Origin of the sequence: Methanimicrococcus stummii, from assembly GCF_032594435.1 — an archaeon.
GTDB lineage: Archaea > Halobacteriota > Methanosarcinia > Methanosarcinales > Methanosarcinaceae > Methanimicrococcus > Methanimicrococcus stummii.
Map to the genome: position 1 here is coordinate 1,407,787 of NZ_CP131062.1, position 26,991 is coordinate 1,434,777.

General features: G+C 44.8%; 17 protein-coding genes and 4 pseudogenes. 16 read left to right on the forward strand and 5 right to left on the reverse strand.

Features of this window, described 5'->3' with window-relative positions:
• Positions 1 to 301 precede the first annotated feature (301 nt).
• Both MmiEs2_RS06675 and MmiEs2_RS06680 read left to right on the forward strand, forming a co-directional pair.
• Positions 302 to 853, forward strand: a complete 552-nt coding sequence (locus MmiEs2_RS06675; RefSeq protein WP_316559099.1) for a S26 family signal peptidase — start codon at positions 302 to 304, stop codon at positions 851 to 853.
• Positions 854 to 1,057: 204 nt separating this feature from the next.
• Positions 1,058 to 3,472, forward strand: coding sequence for an ATP-dependent DNA helicase (locus MmiEs2_RS06680; protein WP_316559101.1), 2,415 nt, complete (start codon positions 1,058 to 1,060; stop codon positions 3,470 to 3,472).
• On the opposite strand, the gene rpiA is transcribed toward MmiEs2_RS06680, so the two are convergent.
• On the reverse strand, positions 3,469 to 4,167 hold the full coding sequence (gene rpiA, locus MmiEs2_RS06685; RefSeq protein WP_316559102.1) for a ribose-5-phosphate isomerase RpiA: 699 nt from the start codon (positions 4,165 to 4,167) through the stop codon (positions 3,469 to 3,471). The genes MmiEs2_RS06680 and rpiA overlap by 4 nt on opposite strands.
• Positions 4,168 to 4,181: 14 nt before the next feature.
• Positions 4,182 to 5,522: an aspartate--tRNA(Asn) ligase gene (gene aspS / locus MmiEs2_RS06690; RefSeq protein ID WP_316559103.1), complete on the reverse strand. Its 1,341-nt coding sequence runs from the start codon at positions 5,520 to 5,522 to the stop codon at positions 4,182 to 4,184.
• Between the two features lie 262 nt (positions 5,523 to 5,784).
• Between aspS and MmiEs2_RS06695 the strand changes: the two genes are divergently transcribed.
• A complete protein-coding gene (locus MmiEs2_RS06695; RefSeq protein WP_316559104.1) occupies positions 5,785 to 5,919 on the forward strand; it encodes a hypothetical protein in 135 nt (44 codons plus the stop codon).
• 36 nt (positions 5,920 to 5,955) lie between these two features.
• Here MmiEs2_RS06695 and MmiEs2_RS06700 read toward each other — a convergent pair whose 3' ends face one another.
• Positions 5,956 to 6,906, reverse strand: a complete 951-nt coding sequence (locus MmiEs2_RS06700) for a TIGR00269 family protein (protein ID WP_316559105.1) — start codon at positions 6,904 to 6,906, stop codon at positions 5,956 to 5,958.
• 134 nt (positions 6,907 to 7,040) lie between these two features.
• Between MmiEs2_RS06700 and MmiEs2_RS06705 the strand changes: the two genes are divergently transcribed.
• The 12 genes and pseudogenes from MmiEs2_RS06705 (at position 7,041) to MmiEs2_RS06760 (ending at position 23,131) form a co-directional block, all read left to right on the forward strand.
• The gene (locus MmiEs2_RS06705; RefSeq protein WP_316559106.1) at positions 7,041 to 8,378 is read left to right on the forward strand and encodes a tripartite tricarboxylate transporter permease; all 1,338 of its coding nucleotides are present in this window, start codon (positions 7,041 to 7,043) and stop codon (positions 8,376 to 8,378) included.
• A gap of 174 nt (positions 8,379 to 8,552) precedes the next feature.
• Complete coding sequence (locus MmiEs2_RS06710) at positions 8,553 to 8,864, forward strand: transcription factor S (protein ID WP_316559107.1); 312 nt, start codon at positions 8,553 to 8,555, stop codon at positions 8,862 to 8,864.
• A 149-nt stretch (positions 8,865 to 9,013) separates the two neighbouring features.
• Positions 9,014 to 9,751 (forward strand): DNA polymerase sliding clamp, encoded by a 738-nt coding sequence (locus MmiEs2_RS06715; RefSeq protein WP_316559108.1) that lies wholly within the window; start codon positions 9,014 to 9,016, stop codon positions 9,749 to 9,751.
• A gap of 941 nt (positions 9,752 to 10,692) precedes the next feature.
• A complete protein-coding gene (locus tag MmiEs2_RS06720; RefSeq protein ID WP_316559109.1) occupies positions 10,693 to 11,325 on the forward strand; it encodes a methyltransferase cognate corrinoid protein in 633 nt (210 codons plus the stop codon).
• 17 nt (positions 11,326 to 11,342) lie between these two features.
• A pseudogene (mtbB, locus tag MmiEs2_RS06725) lies at positions 11,343 to 12,749 on the forward strand ([dimethylamine--corrinoid protein] Co-methyltransferase).
• Between the two features lie 176 nt (positions 12,750 to 12,925).
• Positions 12,926 to 14,413, forward strand: a pseudogene (gene mttB / locus MmiEs2_RS06730) ([trimethylamine--corrinoid protein] Co-methyltransferase).
• A 28-nt stretch (positions 14,414 to 14,441) separates the two neighbouring features.
• Entirely contained in the window at positions 14,442 to 15,092 is a 651-nt protein-coding gene (locus MmiEs2_RS06735) for a methyltransferase cognate corrinoid protein (RefSeq protein WP_316559110.1), read from the forward strand.
• 663 nt (positions 15,093 to 15,755) lie between these two features.
• Positions 15,756 to 16,388: a methyltransferase cognate corrinoid protein gene (locus MmiEs2_RS06740; RefSeq protein WP_316559111.1), complete on the forward strand. Its 633-nt coding sequence runs from the start codon at positions 15,756 to 15,758 to the stop codon at positions 16,386 to 16,388.
• A 26-nt stretch (positions 16,389 to 16,414) separates the two neighbouring features.
• Positions 16,415 to 17,821: pseudogene (gene mtbB, locus MmiEs2_RS06745) on the forward strand ([dimethylamine--corrinoid protein] Co-methyltransferase).
• Between the two features lie 477 nt (positions 17,822 to 18,298).
• Positions 18,299 to 19,786 (forward strand): annotated as a pseudogene (gene mttB / locus MmiEs2_RS06750) ([trimethylamine--corrinoid protein] Co-methyltransferase).
• A gap of 35 nt (positions 19,787 to 19,821) precedes the next feature.
• Positions 19,822 to 20,472, forward strand: coding sequence for a B12-binding domain-containing protein (locus MmiEs2_RS06755; RefSeq protein ID WP_316559112.1), 651 nt, complete (start codon positions 19,822 to 19,824; stop codon positions 20,470 to 20,472).
• A 562-nt stretch (positions 20,473 to 21,034) separates the two neighbouring features.
• Complete coding sequence (locus MmiEs2_RS06760) at positions 21,035 to 23,131, forward strand: hydantoinase/oxoprolinase family protein (RefSeq protein WP_316559113.1); 2,097 nt, start codon at positions 21,035 to 21,037, stop codon at positions 23,129 to 23,131.
• Between the two features lie 324 nt (positions 23,132 to 23,455).
• Here the strand turns inward: MmiEs2_RS06760 and MmiEs2_RS06765 are convergent, their stop codons facing one another.
• Positions 23,456 to 23,767: a transcriptional regulator FilR1 domain-containing protein gene (locus MmiEs2_RS06765; RefSeq protein WP_478219580.1), complete on the reverse strand. Its 312-nt coding sequence runs from the start codon at positions 23,765 to 23,767 to the stop codon at positions 23,456 to 23,458.
• A gap of 6 nt (positions 23,768 to 23,773) precedes the next feature.
• Entirely contained in the window at positions 23,774 to 24,262 is a 489-nt protein-coding gene (locus MmiEs2_RS06770) for a helix-turn-helix transcriptional regulator (RefSeq protein ID WP_316559115.1), read from the reverse strand.
• Positions 24,263 to 25,487: 1,225 nt separating this feature from the next.
• On the opposite strand from MmiEs2_RS06770, the gene MmiEs2_RS06775 reads away from it, so the two are divergent.
• Entirely contained in the window at positions 25,488 to 26,918 is a 1,431-nt protein-coding gene (locus MmiEs2_RS06775; RefSeq protein ID WP_316559116.1) for an APC family permease, read from the forward strand.
• Positions 26,919 to 26,991: the final 73 nt, after the last annotated feature.

Consider the following 26,991-nt stretch of genomic DNA (forward strand, 5'->3'; position numbering starts at 1 on the left):
CTCGGCGTAAATTAAACTGCAAAAACCATTTCTCAGAATTGTTCCTTGAAATAAATACTCTCTGATTCTTTGAAAATCTTAAAAATTCTTAAAAAGAATTAAAATTCTCTAAAATTCTCTAAAATTCTTTAATTATTGATTTTAAAATTCTCTAAAATTTATGAAGTTTTTGAAAAAAACCGATTTTACGGATTTTTGACTGGAATATTTATATAAACAAAACGATTCTTTTATAAGAAATCTATTTATTATTTCGTTGATAATAACTTTTATTTTCTTTTATTTATATGCAGGTGAAGTTATGTTAGATAATGAACAATTAAAAGGATTGGCGAAAGACGTCGGCATTGTTTTAGGCATTGTCATCGCGTTTTTGTTAATCTGTTATCTTGTTTTCGGTTTGTGGACACCGATGTATGTCGTGTCTTCCGGCAGCATGGAACCGAATATGAATGTCGGCGACATTGTTTTTGTCAGAAGTATCGACAGAGCAGATGTCGTGACATATGAAGATGCTCAGAATATGTCCAAAACACGCATTAAGTTCGGCGGTCCGGGTGATGTGATTTTGTTCCGCCCGTACGGCAATGAAAGTTATGTTCCGGTGATTCACCGCGCGATGTATTACGTTGAAGCCGGTGAAGAAATGTGGCCGGGCGGACCGACAGCGCCGCATGCGGGATATATTACAAAAGGTGATAATGAGCAAACCAATCCGTTGTTGGACCAGCAAACGACAATCAGTCTCCAGACACCGATTAAAGAAGAATGGATTATCGGCACATCTCAGTTTAAGGTTCCGTTTATCGGAAAGCTCAGATTGCTTTTCGCACCGGATCGATTGCCTTTCTGATGTAAGGAAAACAATTCCTTACATTTCTTTTTTATTTTTCATATAATTCAAATTTAATTTTGCATTCTGTTTTCGCATTCTTTTTCACATTTTTTGTATTTTCACTTTTCAGAGATTTATAATTTTGATTAGTTTCGTTCCGCTCGGGCAGTCTTTAAATTCTATGACCGCCGTTATTTTTTCAAATCATATTTGAGGCAAACCGTGACTGCAAAAAAAACGAAAAGCGTTTCAAAAGAAGAAAAAGGAGATTCCGCGAAAACCGAAGACATTTGGATTCCGATAGAGAATCTGCCGGTTTCTGACCGCACGAAATCGTTTTACACGGATTCCGGGATTCAAAAATTGTATCCGCCGCAATCCAAAGCAATTTCCGCCGGATTGCTTGACGGAAAAAATGTTTTGATCTCCATTCCGACCGCTTCCGGAAAAACGCTTCTTGCAGAGCTTGCCATGCTTCAAAGTTTGGATGCCGGCGGCAAATGCCTTTATGTCGTTCCGCTGCGCGCACTTGCTTCCGAAAAATTCCGCCGTTTTTCAGAATTTCGGGAACTCGGGTTTCGATCCGGAATTTCGACGGGAGATTTGGATGAGCGTGACGAAAATATCGGAACGAACGACATCATTGTCGCGACATCAGAAAAAGTAGATTCGCTGATTCGTAATGAAACGCATTGGCTGTCTCAGATTTCCGTTGTCGTTTTAGACGAAGTTCATTTACTGGATTCGCCCGGCCGCGGGCCGACGCTTGAAATCGTCATTACAAAATTAAGACGATTGAATCCGAAAATGCAAATTATTGCGCTTTCTGCGACGATTCAAAATTCAAAAGAAGTCGCCGATTGGATGAAAGCCGAATGCGTTGTCAGCGACTGGCGGCCGACAAAACTGTACGAAGGCGTTTATTTTGACGGCGTTTTCGAAGGCGAAGTCGTTCATACAAAAGAGAAAACGGTGAAAGAAATCGAACTCGTCGGCAAAGGAAAAGAAGCCGGCGTCTCGCTTGCCGCTGACGCGATTCGAAGCGGCGGGCGGTGTTTGGTTTTTACAAACAGCCGGAAAAATGCGGCGGGATTCGCAAAAAAAGCGGGCTCTGTGATTCAATCTTATTTGACGGTTGCCGAGCAGGCCGAACTTTTGGATTTGGCAGCCGAAATTACGGACAGAAGCGACACGGATGCTGCGAAGACGCTTGCCGTTTGCATTCGAATGGGCGTTGCGTTCCACCACGCCGGCCTCTCCGCCGACCAGCGCGAACTGGTTGAAAAATCATTTTTGGCCGGCAAAATCAAGATGATTTCATCGACACCGACGCTGGCAGCCGGCCTCAATCTGCCGGCAAGGCGCGTGATTATCGCCGCGTGGCGGCGTTATGATTCAAATGAAGGCATGCAAATGATTCCGGTGATGGAATACAAACAAATGGCCGGGCGCGCCGGCAGGCCGCACTTGGATCCGTACGGAGAATCCGTTTTAATCGCGACGAAAGAAGAAGATATTGACAAACTCAAAGAGATGTATATCGAAGCTGAGCCGGAAGCGGTGGAATCAAGACTCGGCGCGGAAAATGCGCTTCGAACGCATGTTTTGTCAACGATTTCAAACGGTTTTGCCGATACGCGCAATCAGCTTTCTGATTTCTTCAGAGATACATTTTTCGCGTACCAGAGAGGACTTCTCAGTACAATTACATTAAAAACGGTGATTGACACGTGTTTGGATTTTTTAATCAAATCGAACATGTGTTTTGAAGACAAAGGAAAAACTGAGGAGCCTGCCGTTGAAAAAACAAGTCCGTTTGTGACGGCGGATAAAATCAATTCGACGAAGGAAGACGGCGATTATCCGCTTGTGCCGACGAAACTCGGCTCTTTGGTTTCAAAACTTTATTTGGATCCGCTTTCAGCGTCCGTGATTCTTGAAAATATTCAGAAGGCGGAATCGGAAAAAATGAAATTAACCGACATCAGTCTGCTTCATTTAATTTGCATGACGACGGACATGAAACTTCTTTACATGAAAACATCGGATTACATCCCGGTTTCGGAATTTGCCGCCGAAAATTGCGAGCACATTATTTCAATGCCGCCGACGTCAAAGCCGGCCGAATTTGACTGGTTTTTGGGCGAATTGAAAACGGCAATTTTGCTTTATCGTTGGATTTCGGAAACGCCGGAGAATGAGATTTCAAAAGAATTTGATGTCGGCGAAGGCGATATTCGTCAATTTTCAGAAACCGCGGCGTGGATTGCAAACGCCGGCGCGCGTCTTTTGAAAATGACAGGATCGCCGAGTGCCGGGCTGTTTTCCGATTTGGAATTGCGCCTTCAATACGGCGCGTCCATTCAATTGCTGCCGCTTCTTAAAATCCGCGGCATCGGACGCGTTCGCGCGCGCAAGCTTTACAACGCCGGATTTAAATCAAAAGAATCGTTTAAGCCGGCTGATTTTTCAACCGTTGCGGGCTTGGTCGGCCCGAAAATCGCAGGTCAGGTTTATCGCGAAATCGGCATTGACGCAAGCGGTTATGTCATTGAAGAAAAGAAAAAGAGATCCGGAGACGATTCGGAATCCGAATCTTCCGGACAAATTCAAAAAAGATTTGACGACTTTTTTTAAAGTTTAATAATTTCAACGGTGCCGTCAGCGTTTCCGATGACGACTTCATCGACATTCATGAAAATGCCGTGTTCGACAACGCCGGGAATTTGAGAAATTTTTGCCGCGAGTTCTTTCGGGTCTTTGATTTCGCCGAAAGTGCAGTCAACCACGAAATTGCCGTTGTCGGTGATGACCGGGCCGTCTTTTTTGGCCGCCGCGCGAAGCGTCGGGTCGCCGCCGATGTCTTTTAAGGATTGCATGACAAGCGCTCTTCCAAACGGCATGACTTCAATCGGGACAAAAACGGACAGCGTTTTCGCTTTTTTGGCGGGGTCGGAAACGACGACAAAACGATCGGCGGACATGGAAACGATTTTTTCACGCGTGTGCGCCGCGCCGCCGCCTTTAATCGCGAAAAGATTTTCATCGAACTGATCGGCGCCGTCAATCGCGATATTCAATCGCGGCGTTTCGGCAAGCGATGTCAGCGGAACACCGGCATCAATTGCAATCATTTCGGATTGATAGGAAGTCACAACGCCGACAATGTTCAGATTTTCTTCACGAACACGGCGGCCGAGTTCTTTAATCGTGTAAGCGACGGTGGATCCGGTTCCGAGTCCGACGGCATCGCCGTCTTTGACCAAGGAGGCGGCATAAATTCCGGCCGCCTTCTTTTCGGGAGATTCTTTCGCTTGATTTCTGTCTGTCATATTTTTCCCATCCGTTAGGGGGAGAGTCTCTTTCTGTCTCTCGGGAACAAAACCGCTTCACGAATGTTGTCCAAGTTCAGCATCGTCATCACCAAACGCTCTGCGCCGACACCGAATCCCGCGTGCGGCGGCATGCCGAAGCGGAAAGTTTTCAAATAGAATTCAAAGCCGTCAGGGTTGAGGCCTTTGGCTTCGATGCTTTCGACCAACATATCATGCTGGTGAATGCGCTGAGCGCCGGAAGAAAGCTCCATCATGCGGTGCATCATATCGAAACTCTTTGAAATTTCGGGGCGGTCCTCGTAGGGCATTGCGTAAAACGGTTTGGTTTCCGTCGGCCAGTCAATAATAAAGTAGTGGGATTCGCCGGTTTTGTTAAACACGTATTCGCCGAAAAGGTGTTCGGCTTGCGTTCCGATGTCGTCTCCAAACACCATTTTGTCTTCGATTTCCGGAATTTCGTTGTTGATGATGTCCAAAACCTGCTCGTAAGTGTATTTGTTAAACGGCAGTTTCGGGATCTGAAGTTCGATTCCGAGAACGGCGAGGTTTTTGTGGCACTTCTCGACGACTTGCTCGTAAACGTAAACGATCATGTTTTCCAAAAGCTCCATGACATCTTCGTGGTCGGCAAAACTCATTTCAATGTCAATAGATGTCGCTTCGTTGAGGTGCTTTCTTGTGTCGTGTTCTTCAGCTCTGAAAATCGGTCCGATTTCATAAACGCGATCAAGTCCGGCGGACATGAGCATTTGTTTAAAGAGCTGCGGGCTTTGGTTGAGGAAAGCTTCGCGGTCAAAATAGTTAATCGGGAACAAATCTGTTCCGCCTTCGGTTGCGGCGGCTACGATCTTGGAAGTCGTGGTTTCAACGAATTTGTTTTGTTCCAAGAAGTCGCGGATTGATTTTTGAACGGTGTCGCGGATGACGAAAACAGCGGTTTGTTCTTCGCGGCGCAAGTCCATGAAACGGTTGTCGAGGCGCGTGTCGAGTTCTGCGTCGACTTTGCCGGTCGTGTCCATCGGAAGCGGAGATCCGGCTTCGTTGACGACAGTAATTGTTTCCGGAAGAAGTTCAAAGCCGTTGGGCGCTTTGGGTTCCGCCTTGACGGTTCCGGTCACGGTGATGATGGATTCGCGGCTCATTCTTTTAACGATTTCCAAAAGTTCGGCATCGATTTTTTTCTTCACAAGCGTGACTTGGGCGCGTCCTGTTCTGTCGCGAAGAACGAGGAAAGTAATGCCGCCGAGGTCTCTGATTTCGTGAGCCCATCCGGCCAGCGTCACGGTTTTGCCGTTGTCCGCATCGGGAATAATTTCTCCCGTAAAGTGTGTTCTGAGTTCTTTTAATGTCATGATAATCACATTTAAAATAAATCAATAAAATCAATAAGATGTCAATCTATTAAACGAAAATGATATAATAGCTTCGGGTGAGAAACGGCGGTATCATATTTTAAAATTATTAAAAACGAGGATTGATTTTTAGAAAATCATAAAATCCGAACTGTTCGCACGCGGCGGCGGCACGGAAAAAACGGAAATCGCGGCAAAACCAAAAACAAAGCAACATTTAAATGAAATAATAAAGTAATGAAATTAAAAAAGAGGCATTATTATGGATTTGCATCACATTGAAGAAACCGCGGAAGAAGCATTCGATCACGCGATTCACGTCGTTAAAATGAAAAACATTCTTCTGACATTCATTATTTTATGTTTGGCTTATCTTTATTTATTTGTGATTGACTGAGTCAATTACGCTTTACGTTTTTATTGACTGTGTGGTTTATTCAACCGCTTTCTTCTCAAGCATTTTACATGCCTGGCAAACGTCATCATTGCACGGCTCGCCGCAAATTTGGCAGTTTTTCATATCCGAAACATTCAGCGCTTCCGAAATCAGCGGAACCATCGTATCAAATCCGCGCACCAGCGAATATTTTGTTCCCGGATGGTTGACTTCAAAGCCGTTGAGCAAACGGCGGACTTCTTTTCGGAGAGCGCCAAACGAATGCGGGCACGCGGTTAATTCCATCGGCAAATCGTTTAAATAAGCGTAAAGGGCGACTTCTTTTTCCGGAATTTTTCGAAGCGGTTTCACGCGAACGATAAAGCCGTCGAGTTCGTTTGCTGCCGAGAATCTGACCATTCGTTCCACGTCGCCGCGGAAGTGGTTGAGCATAATCGTTTGCGCCTCGTCGTCCAAATTGTGGCCGATAATCAGTTTGGTCGCGCCGATGTCGCGCGCCGTTTTGTTAAGAATTTTCTTGCGCAAAACGCCGCAGTAACTGCACGGGCCGACTTCTTTTTTGTCGTCGCTGTAACGGTTTTCAACCATTTTCTTTTCGGTGACGAGCTCGTCCATGGATTTTCCGTATTCGTCTTTGAAAGACTTGACAATGTGTTCGATGCCGAGCTGTGCCGTCATTTCCCGCGTCCGCTCGATTGAAAAATTGCGGTAGCCGTCAATGCCTTCGTCAATCGTAATCGCGACAATTCGAATATCCGGGCGGTCGCCGAATATTTTGTGCATTAAAAGAAGCGCGACAGAACTGTCTTTGCCGCCGGAAAACGCGACCGCAATCACATCATTTTTCTTCACCGGATAGCGCTGGCGCATCGTCAGCTTCGCTTTGCGTTCCACATCTTCAAAGAAATGTTTTTTGCATAAGTGAAGGCCGGAATACGGCTGATAAATGATTGCAGGCGTGCTGCATTTTCGGCATTTTGTTGTCATAAGTCAAACCTGTCATATATAATATGAAATGAAAAACAAAACAGGTCTCATTTAAACTTTATGTTTTCAAAAATTTCGGCAGCTTGATATGACTTTCCGTCTAATCGAAAGATATGATTGCAGCCGCCGTTTCATTGATTTTTGAAAATTTCGCTTTCGCGTTTATTTTTTGCGTTATCGGCGGCTGGATTTTCGGAATCGCGACCGGAATGGTTCCGGGAATTCACGTCAACAATATCGCCGTCATTCTGGCAAGTGCCGCCGCATTTCTCTACGGCTTCGGAATGTCGCCAGTTCTGCTCTGCACCGCAATTCTCGCCTGCGCCGTTTCGCACACGTTTCACAACATCATTCCGGCGATTTTCCTCGGCGCGCCCGGCGAAGAAACCGTTTTCGCGGTTCTTCCCGGCCACAAACTGCTGATGGCAGGCTTCGGCTTGTTCGCGATTCGCCTGTCCGCGCTTGCAAGCGCGGCATCCGTCCTCTTCTCATTCATAATGATTATCCCGACAGCATATTTTCTGTCACGTTTCTACCCGATTATGGAAACAAAAATGGGATGGATTTTGCTCGGGCTTGCGCTCATTCTTCTGCTTTCCGAGAAAAAGCCTTCCAAAATCATGTCCGCGACAATTGTATTTTTAATCGCAGGATCATTGGGAGTCATCGCGTTTGAAATGGACGGCAGCTTAAACCCGATGATTGCAGCATCTTCCGCCTCCGTCCTGATGCCGCTTCTCAGCGGCTTGTTCGGCGTCCCGCAGCTGATTCTCAGTTTAGTTTCAAAATCTGAACCGGCGGAAATTCCGGAAACAAAAACCGGTTTTCCGGCGAATCAGTTTCTCAAAAACGCCGCCCTCGGAACGGCCGCCGGCGCTTTTGTCTCGTGGATTCCCGGCGTTTCTTCATCGGTTGCCGCGATATTGGCAAGTTTATTCAAAAAGAATGATTTGGATTCAAACGAACAAAAAACGGAAGACACGGAAATTTCGGCGGCGAAAGAATATATTGTCATTGTTTCTGCGATCAACACGGCAAACGCCGTTTTCGGACTTTTGGCGTTTTTCACCATCGGAAAAACCAGAAACGGTGCTGTCGTATCCATTCGTGATATTTTATCGGATGCCGGATTTTCGACAACAGATAACATGTTTGAAGGCGAAATGCTTGAGCTTTTTATTTTGTTTTACGTCGTCATTTTGCTCAGCGCGCTCTTTTCTTACTTCTCGACAATCCGGCTCGGCAAAGAAATTCCGAAAATTCTTCAAAAAACGGATTATCGAAAAATTTCGGCGTTTGTTCTCTTGCTGCTGACCGCGTTAATCTTTGTCACTTGCGGCTCATACGGTTTAATCCTGTTCGCCGCCGCGGTTTTAATCGGATTTCTGCCGGTGATTCTTCACGTTAAAAAATCAAATTTAATGGGGGTGATTCTCTTTCCCGTTATGCTTTATTTTTTAGGCTTGCGATGACAGCTAAAAAAATCGTAAACGAAACGGTTAAATTCATGAGATAACATTCTTTAATAAATTATTTTCAAAAACCCTTTGTTGAATGATTTGACGCGCGCTTTTTTTAGAAGAATAATTCTGATTGGCGGTCGTTGCTGTTTAACACAGGATCTAATAAAATGTAAGTGATTCAAAATGCAATTTTGTCCGAAATGTAAAAGCATGATGATGCCCTCCGGCGGCGAATATAAATGCAAGAAATGCGGCTGCACATCCGCAATGAACGACTCTTCCGAAATGACTTTCAAGTCCGATATTCAGGAACGCGAAGTCGTTGTTTTGGAAGGCGACATTGAAGAAGGCCTCCCGACAACCGATGCGACCTGTCCCGAATGTAAAAACAGAGTCGCGTACTGGTGGCTCAGACAGCTCCGTTCCGCCGACGAATCGGAAACACGTTTCTTCAAATGCACAAAATGCGCTTTTACCTGGCGTGAATACGATTAAATTTAAAATGTCCGTTTAAAACGGATATTAAATATTTATATCTGTAAATGGTTATAACAGTAAAAATTGACTTGCGTCATCTTTTTACATTTATTAATTCATTTGATATTTATTATAAACGCGTTTATTAACTCAAAAAAGTGATTTCTATGCTCAAAGCTTCAATCGATATTGATCTTCTCAGAGATTCCATTACGGCGCTTTCCGTCATCGTCAGTGAAGTTCGCTTGAAAGTAAAACCGGACGGCATTTCCGTCAAAGCCGTTGATGCCGCAAACGTTGCGATGGTCATCTTCGACTTAAAATCCGAGGCTTTTGAAAGCTATCAAGCGGATGAAACCGAAGTTGGCATTGACCTTGTTAAACTCAACGACATCCTCGGAATCGTCGAGAAAAAGACACTCGTCGACATGGAACTTGACATGGCCGCGCAAAAGCTTCACCTGAACTTCGGCGGTCTTTCCTACACGCTTTCTTTGCTTGACCCGTCCACCATCAGATCCGAGCCGCGCGTCCCGCAATTGGACCTCCCGGCCCGCGTCGTTTTGAACGGTCAGGATTTAAAACGCGCCGTCAAAGCCGCTGAAAAAATCAGCGACCACATGACGCTCGGCGTTACAGGCGATATTTTCTTCATGGAAGCGAAAGGCGACACCGACCAGGTTCGTTTGGAAATGGGAACAGATCAGTTAATCGATCTCAAATCCGGCGAAGCAAACTCTTTGTTCTCCTTGGACTACTTGCTTGACATCATTAAATCCGCAGGCAAAGCCAATGAAGTGACACTTTCAATCGGCTGCGATTTCCCGATTTTAATCGAATTCGATGTTGCACCTGCCGTTTGTCACGTGACATTCCTGTTGGCCCCGAGAATTGAATCCGATTGATTTAATTTTCATTTTTAATTTTCCGAGAGTCGGAATGACGACTCTCATTCATTTGTTTTTGACATTCTGTTTTTTGGCTTTTATTTTTGTATTTTTCGCGTATTATTGTTATTTTTATTATTTTTGTTGTTTACGTTTTTTAATTTTACATTTTAATTTTATGTTTTTTCTTATTTGATTACCTCTTATTTTAGTGCCGTTCTTATTTTATGGCCGTTCTTATTTTACGACCGAGTTTACAACCGGATTATTAAAAATTCAATTTTTTTGATTTTTTTAAAAAAAAGAATTTGAAAAAATAAACCGCGACACTCATTGAAAAAAATATAAAATCAATTAATATTTCAAAAAAACATAAATTTAAAAATTGTTCTTAAAAATTGATTCAAGAGTCCTTATTTTTTGAATGAATATATCAAATTTGTCATGACAAATACAAATCATATTTAAACTGAAAAATAAATCAAATCTCTTGCACCTTATTTTAAACTCATTTTTCAAGAATTTTAATCGAAATTGAAAATAATGGATCATTTTATCGGATTCCGGACACTTTTCAGCGTGTTTTTAAAAAATAAACCCGAACAACCGATTTTTTAGAAGAATATGATAAGAAAAACGAATTTCGAAAAATAATATAATCTTGACAAATCGCAAAATATTGTAAAAATTACAACAGCTTTGTAATAATATGTCATGTAGAATTATTACCAAATATTAACGCATTCTTTCCGTCAAAAAAAGTCGGAACGATTTAGACTATATATATTCCAGACCATTTAAACGACTCGTACAATAACTCCACGGATAAGATTTCAGATTGTACATAGGGGAGTGCATTCGATTTTGCATCTACTGAAAAATCCGGAAAATCCAAAATACAAATTTTGGAAAAAACGTCAAAAATTTTGAAGAAATTAATCCTAACAGAGGTAAGTATAATGGATAAACAAGCACTTTTAAAGGAATTATCCGACGCGATGGTCAGCTGTAAAGCAGATGTTATCATGGCAGCTACAAAGAAAGCAGTTGATGACGGCATGTCCAGTGTCGAAATCATCGACGGTCTCGCAGCAGGCATGACCGAAGTCGGCGACCAGTTCGAGAGAGGAAAAGTCTTCCTCCCCCACGTCATGATGGCAGCAAACGGTATGCAAGCCGCTGTTGACACCCTCGACATGGGCTCAGCCGGCGCAACCGTCAAGAAAGTCATTATTAATGCCACGGTTGAAGGCGATGTTCATGATATCGGCAAATCCATCGTTTCTACAATGCTTCAATCAGCGGGTTTTGAAGTTCACGACCTTGGAAGAGATGTTCCAAACGGCAAGATCATTGAAGCCATCAAAGAATACAACGCTGACATGGTCGGCTTGTCCGCTTTAATGACAACCACGCTCAACGGCCAGAAAGAGATTATTGAACTCCTCAAAGCCAACGGCATGAGAGACAACATCAAAGTCATGGTCGGCGGCGCACCCGCAACAACCGCATGGGCTGAGAAAATCGGCGCAGACTGCTATGCAGAAAACGCAACGGAAGCAGTGGACAAAGCCAAAACGCTCTTGTTGTAATAAAGGTGGTTATTAAAATGGCAGCAGAATACATTTTAAGAATGGGTGACGGTAAACGCGTCTCCATGTCAAAAGAACAGATCAAAGAAGATGCCCTCGCAGGCGCAGGAAACGCAGTCGACTACGGCGGTGTTCCCGAACTCTCCGCAGACGAAATCGACAAGATTGTCGAAATCTGTACAATGCCCGGCAAATCCGTTTCCGTTGAATACGGTATGGAAGTTCCGATGTCCCACGACATCAGTACAATCCGTCTCGACGGCGACCAGGGTAACAGCGGCGTCGGTATCCCATCCAGCCGTCTTGTCGGTATGATGATGCACGAACGCGCATTCGGCGCAGACACAATGGAACTCGGTCATATTGATTACAGTTACAAGCCTGTCAAACCCATCGTTTCACAGGAATGCCAAGCGATGGAAGTCGCGCAGCAGAATATGATTGTCCCGTTGTTCTACGGCGCAATGCCGAACATGGGTCTTTATTATACTCCGGACGGACCGTTCGAGAACCCCGGAGACTTGCTCAAAGCCTTCAAACTCGAAGAAGCATTCGCTTCCATGGAACACTCCGCAGAACACTTGACCCGCGACATCATCTGGATCATGCAGAAATTGATGGCGTCCGGTGCCGATGGTGTGAACCTTGACACGACAGGCGCGGCAGGCGACGCAGACGCGTACGGCACGCTCAATGCGGTTAAAGCACTCCGCGAAGAATTCCCGGAGATGTATATCGAAGTCGGCAGCGCCGGCGAAAGCTGGATTGGTATGCACGGCATGCTCGAATTCGAAGGCACAGTCCTTGCAGGTCTCTGGCCGCACCAGCAGGTCGAGCTTGCAACCAAAGCCGGTGCAAGCATTTTCGGCCCGGCCGTCAACACAAACACAAGCAAGACATTTCCGTGGAACCTTGCCCGTGCAGTCACATTCACAAAAGAATGCTGCAAAGTTTCCAAGATTCCGATCCATGCCGATATGGGTATGGGTGTCGGCGGTATCCCGATGCTTGAAACACCCCCGATTGACGCCGTTACACGCGCAAGCAAAGCAATTGTCGAAATTGCAGGCGCAGACGGTATTTAGATCGGTGTCGGCGACCCGCTCGGCATGCCGATTTCACACATCATGGCTTCCGGTATGACCGGTATCCGCGCAGGCGGCGACCTTGTCGCGCGTATGCAGCTTTCCAAGAGCATGAGAATCAAAGACGCAAAGGAATACGTCGCCAAGAAAGTCGGCGTCGATGTCTTCGATTTAGCGGACGAATATGCAATGAGAGATGTCAGAGAAGAACTCGGTATCGGTGTTGTTACATCCGTTCCGGGCGCACCCAAAGGCATCGCTGCAAAAATGAACATCGAAAAAGTCCTTGACACAAAGATCAACTGCTGTGATTTCGCCAGAAATCAAGTGAAGCAGTAATCATTTTGGATGATTTGGATTTTGAAAGAAATTGTTTGAATCAATTTGAACAATTTCTAAAATCCGCAATAAATTTCAGCAAAAACGAGCCGAGTTTCGGCAATTTTGATTTATAACACGCGTCAAATTGTGTGTTTTAACATATGTCTATTAAGGTATAACAGAGGCTAAAAAATATGGCAAAATGTAATGCATTCGCAGCTACAGAATCGCTCAACGGTATTGGATTTGAGCTTTTCTCCCAGGACGAGTTAAAAGCAATCCACCAAGCAACGATGGATGTTCTCATCGACGTAGGTATCCAGGTTTCCGACGAAGAAGCCAGAGCTTTGTTAAAAGAGAACGGCTGTCTTGTTGATGAAAAGACCCAAGTTGTCAAAATTCCGGAATTTGTCGTCAGAAGAGCGCTTCAGACTGCACCGTCCAGATTCACTCTTTGGGGCAGAAACAAAAAATACAACACCGTTCAGGAATGCGGCGGCAAAGTCCACTGGACTTGCTTCGGTACCGGCGTTAAGATGACAAACTATGTCGCGCCCGGCAAATACGAAACCGTTGACTCCGTCGAGCAAGATGTCGCCGACATCGCAAAACTTTGCGACTGGGCAGAAAACATCGACTACTTCTCCCTCCCTGTTTCCGCAAGAGACTGGGCCGGCAAAGGTGCACAGGATGTCCACGAGGTTTTCACGCCTTTGGTCAGCACAGAAAAACACTACAATGACATTGACCCCGTCGGCGAAAACGTCGAAATTTACTGGGAAATTCTCAAAGCCTGGTACGGCGGCGACGAACAGGAAGCCATGAGAAAACCCTTGATGTCCATGTTGGTCTGCCCGACCAGCCCGCTCGAACTCAGCGGCCAGGCCTGCCAGGTTATCATGAAAGGCGCGAGATACAACATCCCGATCAATGTCCTTTCCATGGCAATGTCCGGCGGTTCCGCACCGGTTTACCTTGCAGGAACACTCGTGACGCACAACGCGGAAGTTCTCGCAGGCATCGTTCTTGCGCAGATTACCTGCCCGGGCGCGCCCGTTTACTACGGCAGCTCCACCACAACTTTCGACTTGAAGATGGGAACAGCGCCTGTCGGCTCCCCCGAACTCGGCCTTATCAGCGCCGGTGTCTCCAAGCTCGCTAAATTCTACGGTCTCCCCGCGTATGTCGCAGGCGCATAGACCGACGCAAAAGTCCCCGACGGACAAGCAGGCCACGAAAAAACAATTACGACATTGTACGCGGCACTCGCCGGTTCCAACACTATTTACGGTGCGGGTATGCTTGAACTCGGTATGACATTCTCGATGGAACAGCTCGTTATCGACAACGACATCATCGCAATGGTCAAAAAATCCATGGAAGGCATCCCGGTTACGGAAGAAACGCTCGGCGTTGACCAGATCAAGAAAGTCGGCATCGGCAACAACTTCCTTGCGCTTAAGAAGACAAGAGAACTCGTCGACCTTCCGTCCTCCCCGAAACTCTTCGACAGAAGAATGTTCGGCGACTGGGAAGCAGCCGGCGCAAAAGACGCAGCCGACAGAGCACACGACGTTGTCGTTGATGTCATGAAGAATTATGAAGTCCCCCCGATTGACAAAGACATCTACGCGGCAATGAAAGCAATCGTTGACAAGGCAGACAAAGAATACAAAATCTAATTGAATAAAATATACAGAGGTTTAAATTATGGCAAGTAAAGATGAAGTTATTGCAATGGCAAAAGAAGCGATTATGGAACTCGACGGCGAAATGGCCGAAGAAGCAGCACAAGAAGGTCTCAAAGCAGGCGTTGCACCTGTTGAGATTATTGAAGCGTACGCAGCGGCAATGGCCGACATCGGCGTTGAATTTGAAGCCGGAAAACTTTTCCTCCCCCATCTTTTGGCAGCATCCGAAGCAATGGGCGCAGGAATGGCAATCTTGAAGCCGGAATTGGAGAAAACAAAAGCGCAAACCGAAAGCAAGGGAAAGATTGTCGTCGGCACAATTGAAGGCGACATCCACTCCATCGGAAAAGACATTGTCGTTTCCATGCTCGGCATTGCCGGTTTTGATGTCGTTGATTTGGGCCGTGATGTTCCGATCAAAACTTTTGTTGAGGCTGTCAAAGAACACAACCCCGTTGTGGTCGGCTCTTCCGCTTTGATGACAACAACCATGATTAACCAGATTCAGATCGAAGAACAGCTCAAAGAAGCAGGCGTTCGCGACTCCGTTAAAACGATGGTCGGCGGCGCGCCGTGCACACAGGACTGGGCTGACAAAATCGGCGCAGACATTTACGGCGAAAGCGCATCCGACGCGGTTTCAAAAGTAAAAGTCGCAGCAGGAAACTGATTCTGCTTAAAATAAAAACGAAACAGACTCGGAATAAAACGAAATGAGACGGCATTCTTTTGAATGCCGTCCGTTCGGAAATTCCTTTAAAATTTAATAAAAATTCCATTAAAATTTAATAAAAATCCTTTAAAACTCCGTAAAATATCTCAAAAAGGATTAAAAAACGTTGAGAATAATACCAAAAAAAGAGCCAAAAAAATAATAAAAAATAATTTTTTTGGAAAATATCACACATTATTTTGAATGATTTTGGCAAGCAAAATTTTTGAAACAATGTGTCAAAAAAATTAAATCAAGCCGACCGACGCGCATAACAAAATTTCACGCATTTTTACAATTTCGCATTCGGTAGACTTGGATTACAACGCTGTTTTAAAATTCCAATACATTTATAATGAACGAATGTTCACGAAAATTTTCATGGAATTGTGATTTGTCTCCCAAAATAGAAACTTAAAAAGGATTAGTCTTTATATATTTCAGCCCTTTTCATACTCAGTACAATTCATTTTTTGGAGGTTTTTCGAATTGTACACGGGGGGATGCAATCGAATTTTGCATCTTTTGAAAAACCTGATCCAGACAAAAACGCATTTTAAAAATTTTGATGCAAAAAATCAAAGTTTTGACAAATTGAGTTATTTTACGGAGGTAAAAATAATGGATAAACAAGCACTTTTAAAGGAATTATCCGACGCTATGGTCAGCTGTAAAGCAGATGTTATCATGGCAGCTACAAAGAAAGCAGTCGACGAAGGCATGCCCAGCGTCGAAATCATCGATGGTCTCGCAGCCGGTATGACCGAAGTCGGCGACCAGTTCGAGAGAGGAAAAGTTTTCCTTCCCCACGTTATGATGGCAGCAAACGGTATGCAGGCAGCAGTTGACACCCTCGATATGGGTTCCGCAGGCGCAACCGTCAAGAAAGTTATCATCAACGGTACTGTTGAAGGTGACGTTCACGACATCGGCAAATCTATCGTTTCCACAATGCTCCAGTCCGCAGGCTTTGAAGTCCACGACCTTGGCAGAGACGTGCCGAACGCAAAATTCATTGAAGCAATCAAAGAATACAATGCTGACATGGTCGGCTTGTCCGCTTTAATGACAACCACACTCACCGGCCAGAAAGAGATTATTGAACTCCTCAAAGCCAACGGCATGAGAGACAACATCAAAGTCATGGTCGGCGGCGCACCCGCAACAACCGCGTGGGCTGAGAAAATCGGCGCAGACTGCTATGCAGAAAATGCAACTGAAGCAGTTGACAAAGCCAAAACCCTTCTGTTGTAAATCAAATTATAATGGTGGTTACTAAAATGGCAGCAGAATACATTTTAAGAATGGGTGACGGTAAACGCGTCTCCATGTCAAAAGAACAGATCAAAGAAGATGCCCTCGCCGGCGCAGGAAACGCAGTCGATTACGGCGGTGTTCCCGAACTTTCCGCAGACGAAATCGACAAGATTGTCGAAATCTGTACAATGCCCGGTAAATCCGTTTCCGTTGAATACGGTATGGAAGTTCCGATGTCCCACGACATCAGCACAATCCGTCTCGACGGCGACCAGGGTAACAGCGGCGTCGGTATCCCGTCCAGCCGTCTTGTCGGTATGATGATGCACGAACGCGCATTCGGCGCAGACACAATGGAACTCGGTCACATCGACTACAGTTTCAAACCCGTCAAACCCATCGTCTCCCAGGAATGCCAGACAATGGAAGTCGCACAGCAGAACATGGTTGTCCCGTTGTTCTACGGTGCAATGCCGAACATGGGTCTCTACTACACCCCTGACGGTCCGTTCGAGAACCCCGGAGACTTGCTCAAAGCCTTCAAACTCGAAGAAGCATTCGCTTCCATGGAACACTCCGCAGAACACTTGACCCGCGACATCGTCTGGATTATGCAGAAATTGATGGGCGCAGGCTCTGACGGTGTCAACTTAGACACAACAGGTGCAGCAGGCGACGCAGACGCATACGGCACACTCAATGCAGTTAAAGCACTCCGTGAAGAATTCCCGGAAATGTACATCGAAGTCGGCAGTGCCGGCGAGAGCTGGATTGGTATGCACGGCATGCTCGAATTCGAAAACACAATTCTTGCAGGCCTCTGGCCGCACCAGCAGGTTGAACTCGTCCAGAAAGCAGGCGCAAACGTCTTCGGTCCGGCAGTCAACACAAACACAAGCAAGACATTCCCGTGGAACCTTGCCCGTGCAGTCACATTCACAAAAGAATGCTGCAAAGTTTCCAAGATCCCGATCCATGCCGATATGGGTATGGGTGTCGGCGGTATCCCGATGCTTGAAACACCCCCGATTGACGCCGTTACACGCGCAAGCAAAGCAATTGTTGAAATTGCAGGCGCAGACGGTATTTAGATCGGTGTCGGCGACCCGCTCGGTATGCCGATTTCACACATCATGGCATCCGGTATGACCGGTATCCGCGCAGGCGGCGACCTTGTCGCACGTATGCAGCTTGCCAAGAGCATGAGAATCAAGGAAGCAAAAGAATACGTCGCCAAGAAAGTTGGTGTCGATGTGTTTGACTTGTCCGATGAATACGCAATGAGAGATGTCAGAGAAGAACTCGGTATCGGTGTTGTTACATCCGTTCCGGGCGCACCCAAAGGCATCGCTGCAAAAATGAACATCGAAAAAGTCCTTGACACAAAGATCAACTGCTGTGACTCTTTCAGAAACCAGCTGAAACAGTAATGTAAACGATTTTTGATTTGCGAAAAAATGAGGATTGTTCTTGTGTGTTAAAACAATCCTCGCAAATCATATTTCATCGGACTGCAGGTTTGTGGCTGATTCCGCTTTTACCGATTATTCCGAAAAAATTATAATCCCGGCAGAATAAGCTTCGAATAAAAAATCATAAGATTTATAATATCGCCATCAGGCGAGTTCGCAAAAGCAATGCGGGAAGCAAAATCCATCAAGAGATGAGCGTATGCTATCTCAAATTATTTGACAAAAAAATATCTGACAAGATAAAATCGTCTGACGAAAATCCTTCAAAACGTCACGAAATACACATCAAACACACAATACACACCAAATCACACACAAGGATTTTGTTTTTCCGCCCTGCAATCCGATATTTTTTGTTTGCAAAATTCAAATTTATAAAGCACGCACAATTGTGTGTTTTACAAAATTAAATAAAACATAAACAGAGGCTATAACATGGCAAAATGTAATGCATTTGCAGCAACAAAAGCACTTAACGGTGTCGAGTTTGAGCTCTTCACCCAAGACGAATTAAAAGCAATTCACGAAGCAACAATGGATGTCTTTATGGAACCCGGTATCCAGGTTTCCGACGCCAACGCAAGAGCTGTTTTCAAAGCAAACGGCTGTGAAGTTGACGAAAAGACACAGGTTGTCAAAATCCCCGAGTTCGTTGTCAGAAGAGCGCTTCAGACAGCACCTTCCAGATTCACGCTCTGGGCAAGAAACAAGAAATACAACACTGTCATGGAATGCGGCGGCAAAGTTCACTGGACTTGCTTCGGTACCGGCGTTAAGATGACAAACTATGTCGCACCCGGCAAATACGAAACCGTCGACTCCGTCGAACAGGACATCGCTGACATCGCAAAACTTTGTGACTGGGCAGAAAACATCGACTACTTCTCCCTCCCTGTTTCCGCAAGAGACTGGGCAGGTAAAGGCGCACAGGACGTCCACGAAGTCTTCACACCTTTGACCAGCACCGAGAAACACTACCACGACATTGACCCCGTCGGCGAAAACGTCGAAACATACTGGGAAATCATCAAAGCTTACTACGGCGGCAACGAAGACGAAGCTGTCAAAAAGCCGATTATGTCCATGTTGGTTTGCCCGACAAGCCCGCTCGAACTCAGCAGCAACGCTTGCCAGGTTATCATGAAAGGCGCACAGCGCGGCATGCCTGTCAACGTCCTCTCTATGGCAATGTCCGGCGGTTCCGCACCGGTTTACCTTGCAGGTACACTCGTGACACACAACGCAGAAGTTCTCGCAGGTATCGTCCTTGCACAGATCACCAACCCGGGCGCACCTGTCTACTACGGCAGCTCCACCACAACTTTCGACTTGAAGATGGGAACAGCACCTGTCGGCTCCCCCGAACTCGGCCTTATCAGTGCCGGTGTCTCCAAGCTCGCTAAATTCTACGGCCTCCCCGCATTCGTTGCAGGCGCATAGACTGACGCAAAAGTTCCGGACGGACAGGCCGGCCACGAGAAAACAATCACCACAACCTTCGCAGCACTCGGCGGCGCAAACACAATCTACGGCGCAGGTATGCTCGAACTCGGTATGACTTTCTCCATGGAACAACTCATCATCGACAACGACATCATCGCAATGGTCAAAAAAGCCATGGAAGGTATCCCTGTCAATGAAGAAACCCTCGGTGTCGACCAGATCAAAAAAGTCGGTATCGGCAACAACTTCCTTGCACTCAAGAAAACAAGAGAACTCGTTGACCTCCCGTCCTCCCCGAAACTCTTCGACAGAAAGATGTTCGGCGACTGGGCAGCAGCAGGCGCAAAAGACGCAGCTGACAGAGCACACGACACATTTGTTGATGTCATGAAGAACCACGAAGTTCCGGCAATCGACAAAGACATCCTCGCAGCAATGAAAGCAATTGTTGACAAGGCAGACAAAGAATTCAAGATCTGAGTTCTCTAAACAAAAAATATACAGAGGTTTAAATTATGGCAAGTAAAGACGAAGTTATTGCAATGGCAAAAGAAGCAATTATGGAATTCGATGGCGAAATGGCCGAAGAAGCAGCACAGGAAGGCCTTAAAGCAGGCGTCAACCCCGTTGAAATCATTCAGGCATACACGGATGCGATGGGCGATGTCGGCGTTCAGTTCGAAGCAGGCACCCTTTTCCTCCCCCACGTTTTAGCAGCATCCGAAGCAATGAATGCTGGCATTAAAATCTTAAAACCGGAAATGGAAAAGACAAAAGCTGAAACAACCAGCAAAGGCAAAGTCGTTATCGGTACAATCGAAGGCGACATTCACTCCATCGGAAAAGACATCGTCGTTTCCATGCTCGGCATTGCCGGCTACGATGTTATCGACCTCGGTCGTGACGTCCCGATCAAAACATTCGTTGAATCCGTCAAGGAAAACAAACCGGCAATCGTTGGTTCTTCCGCTTTGATGACAACAACAATGGTCAACCAGATCCAGATCGAAGAACAGCTCAAAGAAGCAGGCGTCCGCGACTCCGTTAAAACGATGGTCGGCGGTGCACCGTGCACACAGGACTGGGCAGATAAGATCGGCGCAGACATCTACGGCGAAAGCGCAACTGACGCAGTCGCAAAAGTCAAAGCAGCAACCGGTGCTTAAGCGCAGGTGCATAAATAACTCACAATTAGAGACGGGAGGGGCGGCGCAGAAAAAAGTTCCACACACACTCCGTCCCGCTCGTTTTTAATACTTTGTATAATCCACTGCCACTGTCCTGTTCTTACGAACGCCAAAACAGCCGGCAAGATATACAACAACCCCCGTGTCGGAAAAGGACAGCAAAGCCTCAAATCTGTTGTTCCTTTTCCTTTTTTATTTTAGGGTCAGTCTAAAAACAGTCATACCATTATCTCAAATTCATATAAACCTTTTTGATTATGGTTTTGTGAAAAAATAATCTCGTTTACATTTTATAAGATAATTGTAATGCAAATTATCAAGCCTTACAAATTTTAAAAATTCTACAATATTAAATTGCATGAAAACATTCTGTTCATTCATTCATATTCATTCATTCATTCATTCGAATATCGATTCATTCAAATGTCTGTCATTCGTTCATTCATTGAAGTATCTTCATTCAGCTCGTTCATTCATTTTATTATTCATTAAAAACTCAAAAAACATCTGATTTAAAAACCATATCGCGGAGAATTCAAAAATGACATTATGCTTAGGAATTGACACCGGCGGAACGTACACCGATGTTGTGATTGTTGATGATGAAAGCAAAACCGTATTAAAATCCGCGAAATCGCTGACGACTTATCCGGATCCGATCGGCGGCATCAAAAATGCGCTTGATGAGTTGCCGAAGGAAACGCTTGAGAAGGTTTCGGTTGTTTCGGTTTCAACAACTTTGTCAACCAATACGGTTCTTGAAAACACGGGCGAAGCGGCCGCGTTAATTTTAATCGGGAATCCTAAGCTTTTGAATTTTGACGATCAGAAAGCGGTTCAAAATTATACGATTGTTGCCGGCGGCCACGATAATGACGGGAACGAAGCCGAGCCACTGGATTTGGCAGCGATTGAGGAATATGTTTTATCCGTAAAAGACAAAGTGTCGGCTTTTGCCGTTTCCTCTTATTTCAGCGTCCGAAATCCGGAACATGAATTAAAAACGCGAGAATTAATTCAAAAATTAATGAGAGATGAAAGCGGAAATGCATATCCGGTTGTCTGCGGCCACGAGCTGGCGCAGTCGCTCGGCACTTACGAGCGCGGTGTGACGGCTTATTTGAATGCGATGCTTTTGCCGGTGACGAATCGTTTTGTCGGCGCCGTCATTTCCGAAATCAAACGCCGCGGTTTAAACGCGAGTATTAAGATTTTAAAATGCAACGGCGCGGTTTCGGGAATCGAAGAAGCAATGGAAAAACCGGTCGAATCTATTTTTTCAGGCCCCGCGGCCAGTTTGCTCGGCGCGTCTTTCTTATCCGGCCGCGAAACGTGTTTGATGATTGATGTCGGCGGCACCAGCACCGATGTTTCTTTGGTTGAAAACGGTTTTCCGGACATTTCCGATAACGGCGCGGTTGTCGGCGGCTGGCGGACAAAAGTTCGCGCGATTCGAATGGAAACGTCCGCGCTCGGCGGCGACAGTCAAATTTGGATTCGTTTGCCGTCGGTGTCGGATTCAAGCATTCAGGACAGAATTAAATTCGGACCGAGACGAATCATTCCGATTTGCCGGGCCGCCGCGATATATCCCGAAATCATGGAAAGTTTGAATGAAAGATGGTTTGCCGACAGACATCGTTTCAGCGAATACATTCAGCCGGTTCGCTTTTACATTCGAAGCGGCAATCCGGCAATCGGATTGACGGCGGAAGAGCAGAAAATTTATGACAGAATCAAAACCGACAAACCTGTTTCCGTCAACGATATTATATGGGATCTGCCTTATGTTCCGGCCGAGATTTTAAAGTCGCTTGTTTCTAAAAAGTTGGTGAACATGATCGGTTTGACGCCGACGGATGTTCTGCACGTTTTAGGCGACTACAATGAATTTGACACGGAAGCCGCCGTCCTTTGCGCGCGAATTACGGCGTCCTTTTTAGACACCGATTACATCGAGCTTTGCCGTTATCTGAAGCAAACTTTTTCATTAAAAATGGCGCAGGAATTGGTTTATTTCCTTACCGAAAAGAGTCTTGCCGACAATTCGGAAAACATTGTCACAACCTCGCGTTCCGATGTGTTTAATATTCGATCCAATTTCGAAGCGCCGATTAGTCCCGAAATGACATCATCGCCGGTTTACAAAGAGACGGTCAAAGCGGTTTTGTCGTTTAAAAAACCGATGATGAAATTTAAATTAGACATTCCTGTCGTGATGATCGGCGGTCCCGTGAAAGCTTTTGCCGACGAATTGAGCCAATTGATTGACGCGGAAATCTTAACGCCGGAATATTTTGATGTCGGAAACGCCGTCGGTGCGCTCGTCGGAAAAATCGCGAAACGGATTGACATTTCGGTTCGAACCGTTCAAAGCGAATCACGATACGTGATCCGGACAAACGGTTTTATCGTTTATTATCCGGGCGGCAGACACGCTTTCGCCGACCGCGACGAAGCTTTAAATTATGCGCGCGATCTCGGAAAACAGATGATTATGGAATATATGGAACGCGAAGCCGTGCCGCTTGAAAAAGTTGATTTTAAAATGCACGAAGAAGACATCACGATTGCCAAAGACGCTTTGCCGTTTATGACGCGTTTTGTTTTTGAAGGATTCGCGAAAAATGTGTTTTAAGCGATTCTTTTTCATTTTTTAATTTTCATTTTATTTTTTTGAAAAACGAAGATTGATTTTTCGATTAGTTTCTTGAAAACGCACTCGTTGGTTTCGAATCGATTCATAAAATTTGTGCGGCTCGCGCGCGGCGGCGGCCGGCAGCGGCAACGCAAACCTGATACCAATCGGAAATGCAAACCTGACACCAATCGAAAACACAAACCTAACGCCAACCGGAAAAACGAAAGCAAAATCTCAGCGAGAAATTTCAAAAAATCAAAAAAAGAATGGCGGGTTTAATTTTCCGCCGTTTATTTCATATTCAAGTAGATAGATTCAAAATCAGGATTCAATCGCTGTGGATTGTTTTTTGTAATATTTATACAATTCTTTTGCCCAGGAGCGAGTGGAATCGTCTAAACTGACAATGATTTTGTTGTCGTAAACGCCGTCGTTGTTAAAGAAATAAATGTAAGTGAAAACGTCTGTCAGCGTCATTGACGGGACAATCGTGTCGCCCTTGTCGTTTAAAATCATGAACGTCACGTTTTCTTTTTTGATGATTTCTTTCAAACGTTTTTCGTGGTCTTCGACGAATCTGTCATAAACTTTGGGCGTGACGATAAATGTCATTTCCTTGCCGGATTCGGCCATTTCGAACTACATTTCCGAGTAAATCGGATGATAAACGGAAAGCATGCACATCGCGTGTTTTGATTTTTTGAAATTGTCGCTGAATTCCGCCGGAACATCAAACATGTATTCGCTGATGTCGTATTCCAAAAGCTTATAATTGCCGATGTCGCGAATACGTTCCATCAAATCCGCCGGAATAACCGAAAGGTTTCGGCTGAACCAGAAACGGTGATCCTTTTCAAGAACGTCAATCGTTTCAAAAAGCGGATACATATTTTTAACAAGAATCTGACCGATATTCGTCAGTTCATAAACACCGTCTTTTAAAACAACAATTTCCTCATCCCTGAGCGTTTTTAATTGAGGCGCCAAAGAATGCGCCGTCATGTTCATCTTTTCCGTGAACTCGTCGATTGTGTATCCTTTTTTGCCGAGAAGCAAAAGGATCGTGCGCCTTTTCTCCGAAAGGCAGACAATATCGCTTAAAGTTAATGCAACAGTTGGTTTATTCACAGCTGGCCCCATCCCGAATAAATTGAGTATAAGTATTGGTAATCGTTTGATGCAAATCCTCTGTAAACCGCATCAAACGTTTGAAACATTATTATAATAGTTGAAAAATCATGATTTTTTGTTTTTGTCAAAATGAATATGCTTGACACAATATTTACAGCTTAATCGGAATAATCAACACCACGTTATAATTCACGATTGTTCAGGCCGGGAACATTCAAGCAATATAAATTTTTGATTTTGATATTTAGATGCAGTTTTAACTATATAAAGCTAAAGCTTTATTAACAGGAAGATATTATGCATTGCTTTACAGAACAAAACTGCAAGATATCGGCAGTTCGGAATCTTTTCCAATGTTTGATGAAAGCGCATTTATTTTGGAACAAATTAAAAAAAACCAAAAAAATGATTGAAAAATCAAGGATAAATGTTTGCAAAAAACGTTCAAAAATTAAAATTTTCATCAAATTAAAGGAAAAATAAAAGAAAATCCGATGCAAATTTTTGATGAAAAATCGCGTCAAAAATTTATTTGCGATGAATCTGAAAAAAAGCGCTTTGAAAATACTCGAATCAAGTATATTAGACTGAGTTTACCGATTGCGTTTAAAATCAAAAATTTGATTATAATTTCCGTTTATTCGGGAAATTGTTACAAGTTATGATTTTTATAATTGTTTTATAATTTGATTAAAAACCCGTTAATTCTCATTTTATCGTATTTTGAAGCCCTTACAAGAAAGTGTCAAACGGTTATGCTATATACGATTTTATCCATTTACACACCGCGAATAATTTCCGAAGGGATATTTCATTGACCTTCCGGAAATATAAAAAATAAGGCCTGTGATTTTTCAACTCGGTTGATTATTTCTCACAGGGATATGGGGGTATTTTCAAGAGACAAGCGCTCTTGGACTTTATTTTTTAGTTTCGCGTCCCAGTTTTGCAAGCGATGTGAAAAACATGCGTGCAAAATATACGGAGGTTTAAAGACAAACAAAAATGATTGGATGAGCGGAGGCTGTAGTCGACAGCCGGTGACCGGTTTACGTAATTACGTCTTCCGCTACGATTTCATGATAATCTCGGTTTTATGGAAATCATTGCAAAATTAAATCTTTTGTCAAAATTTTTGGTCGAATGATTTGATGATGATTTGTTTCTGTTTTGCGAGGTGTTTGTCAGATATGTTGTAATTTTAGAAACCCGAGGTGGTTTTGTGGACAGTGACAATACTTCATTACAAAGATCTATTGATTGGAAACAGGGTCTTGCAATTGCACTTGGCGTACCGTTATTGATTTTACCGTCAATCGGCACCTTTGCTGTGACTCTTTGGGCCTTTGCCATTGTGGCATGGGGTCTCTCAGTTTTGCAAGGCTTTATTCAGAACTTGGCTTACGGTGAAATGGCAACAACATTTGCCAATGCATCCGGTTTGCCGGGTTTCGCGCAGGCAGTGTTCGGCGCAGGAACGAAAACAGGTAAATTTATCGGCGGATTCTCCGCATGGAGTTACTGGTTTGCATGGAACCCCGTGCTTGCGATTTACTCCATCTTAATCGGAGACTATCTCAGCGGTATCATGCCCACGTTTATCCCTGCGTTTGCAAATATTTCACCCATTTGGCTTTCACTCGGAGCAGGAATTTTGATTTTCGCTGCGCTTATCTTGATTAACTCAAAAGGTGTTTCAAGCGGCGCAACAGTCGGCTACATTTTAGCCGTGTTCTCATTAATTCCGCTTTTCGTGATTACCGTCGCCCCGTTCTTTACAGGCGATTTCCACATGGAAAACATCACAGGAAGCTGGTTCCCGACAGACTGGGATTGGGGCTTATCTAACATTTTGGTTTTCCTCGGTATTATGGCAACCGCTCAATGGAGTGCCTGTGCTTGGGAAACAGCCGCGATCTACGGCCCTGAATACAAGAACCCGAAATCAGACGTTCCGAAAGCACTTTTCGTGTGCGGTTTGATCTGTCTTTTCTCATTCGTGTTTGTTCAGGCATCCGTTACAGGAACGCTCGGCATTTCCGGAATTGAAGAAGCACGTGTTTCCCCGCTTCTCCCGATGGCCACACAGGTCTTCGGCGAATGGGGCGCATTAGTCGCCATCGTCATGTTGATTGCAGCAATGGTCTTGATCATTCAGACAGCCTTTAACGGTTCTGCAAGATCTATGCACTCAATGGCAGTAGAAGGCAACTTGCCGTCCTACTTGTCCAAAGTGAATGCAAACGGCACACCGATGAGAGCAATGATCATCATTGCGATTTTCAATGTCTTTTTGATTTTGGCATTCTCCTTCTTGAACGAATCCGGCGGACCGGCAGCAATCTTATCAGCATCCGCGCTTGGTTATGTGTTCGCAAACGGTATCAGTTTGCTTGCGTACTACAAAGCGGCAACGGACCCGAAATTCAAGGATTTGGAACGCCCGTTCAAGGCGCCCAAAGGCTGGAAGTATGTTGCATTGATCTTCGCTTTCGTGAACCTTATCTTCTACTTGGTGGGTATCGTTTACTTGAACGCAACTGACCCCGCAATCGGCATTGGTCCGACATTGCTCGGTTTCGTTGTGCTTGCTTTGTTCGCACCGCTTTGGTGGTGGGCTCAAAAAGAGCAGGAAAAGAAAGCAGCAGCTTAATGCTGAAAACTTATGGAATCGGAATGCCGGCATAACCGGCATTCTTGATTTCAACATTTTACAAACAATTTAT

Bases quoted from the DNA above. Each gene is read 5' to 3' on its own strand.
- MmiEs2_RS06675 (WP_316559099.1), top strand. From the start codon at position 302: ATGTTAGATAATGAACAATTAAAAGGATTGGCGAAAGACGTCGGCATT.
- rpiA (WP_316559102.1), bottom strand. From the start codon at position 4,167: ATGACAGACAGAAATCAAGCGAAAGAATCTCCCGAAAAGAAGGCGGCC.
- aspS (WP_316559103.1), bottom strand. From the start codon at position 5,522: ATGACATTAAAAGAACTCAGAACACACTTTACGGGAGAAATTATTCCC.
- MmiEs2_RS06695 (WP_316559104.1), top strand. From the start codon at position 5,785: ATGGATTTGCATCACATTGAAGAAACCGCGGAAGAAGCATTCGATCAC.
- MmiEs2_RS06700 (WP_316559105.1), bottom strand. From the start codon at position 6,906: ATGACAACAAAATGCCGAAAATGCAGCACGCCTGCAATCATTTATCAG.
- MmiEs2_RS06710 (WP_316559107.1), top strand. From the start codon at position 8,553: ATGCAATTTTGTCCGAAATGTAAAAGCATGATGATGCCCTCCGGCGGC.
- MmiEs2_RS06715 (WP_316559108.1), top strand. From the start codon at position 9,014: ATGCTCAAAGCTTCAATCGATATTGATCTTCTCAGAGATTCCATTACG.
- MmiEs2_RS06720 (WP_316559109.1), top strand. From the start codon at position 10,693: ATGGATAAACAAGCACTTTTAAAGGAATTATCCGACGCGATGGTCAGC.
- MmiEs2_RS06735 (WP_316559110.1), top strand. From the start codon at position 14,442: ATGGCAAGTAAAGATGAAGTTATTGCAATGGCAAAAGAAGCGATTATG.
- MmiEs2_RS06740 (WP_316559111.1), top strand. From the start codon at position 15,756: ATGGATAAACAAGCACTTTTAAAGGAATTATCCGACGCTATGGTCAGC.
- MmiEs2_RS06755 (WP_316559112.1), top strand. From the start codon at position 19,822: ATGGCAAGTAAAGACGAAGTTATTGCAATGGCAAAAGAAGCAATTATG.
- MmiEs2_RS06760 (WP_316559113.1), top strand. From the start codon at position 21,035: ATGACATTATGCTTAGGAATTGACACCGGCGGAACGTACACCGATGTT.
- MmiEs2_RS06765 (WP_478219580.1), bottom strand. From the start codon at position 23,767: ATGGCCGAATCCGGCAAGGAAATGACATTTATCGTCACGCCCAAAGTT.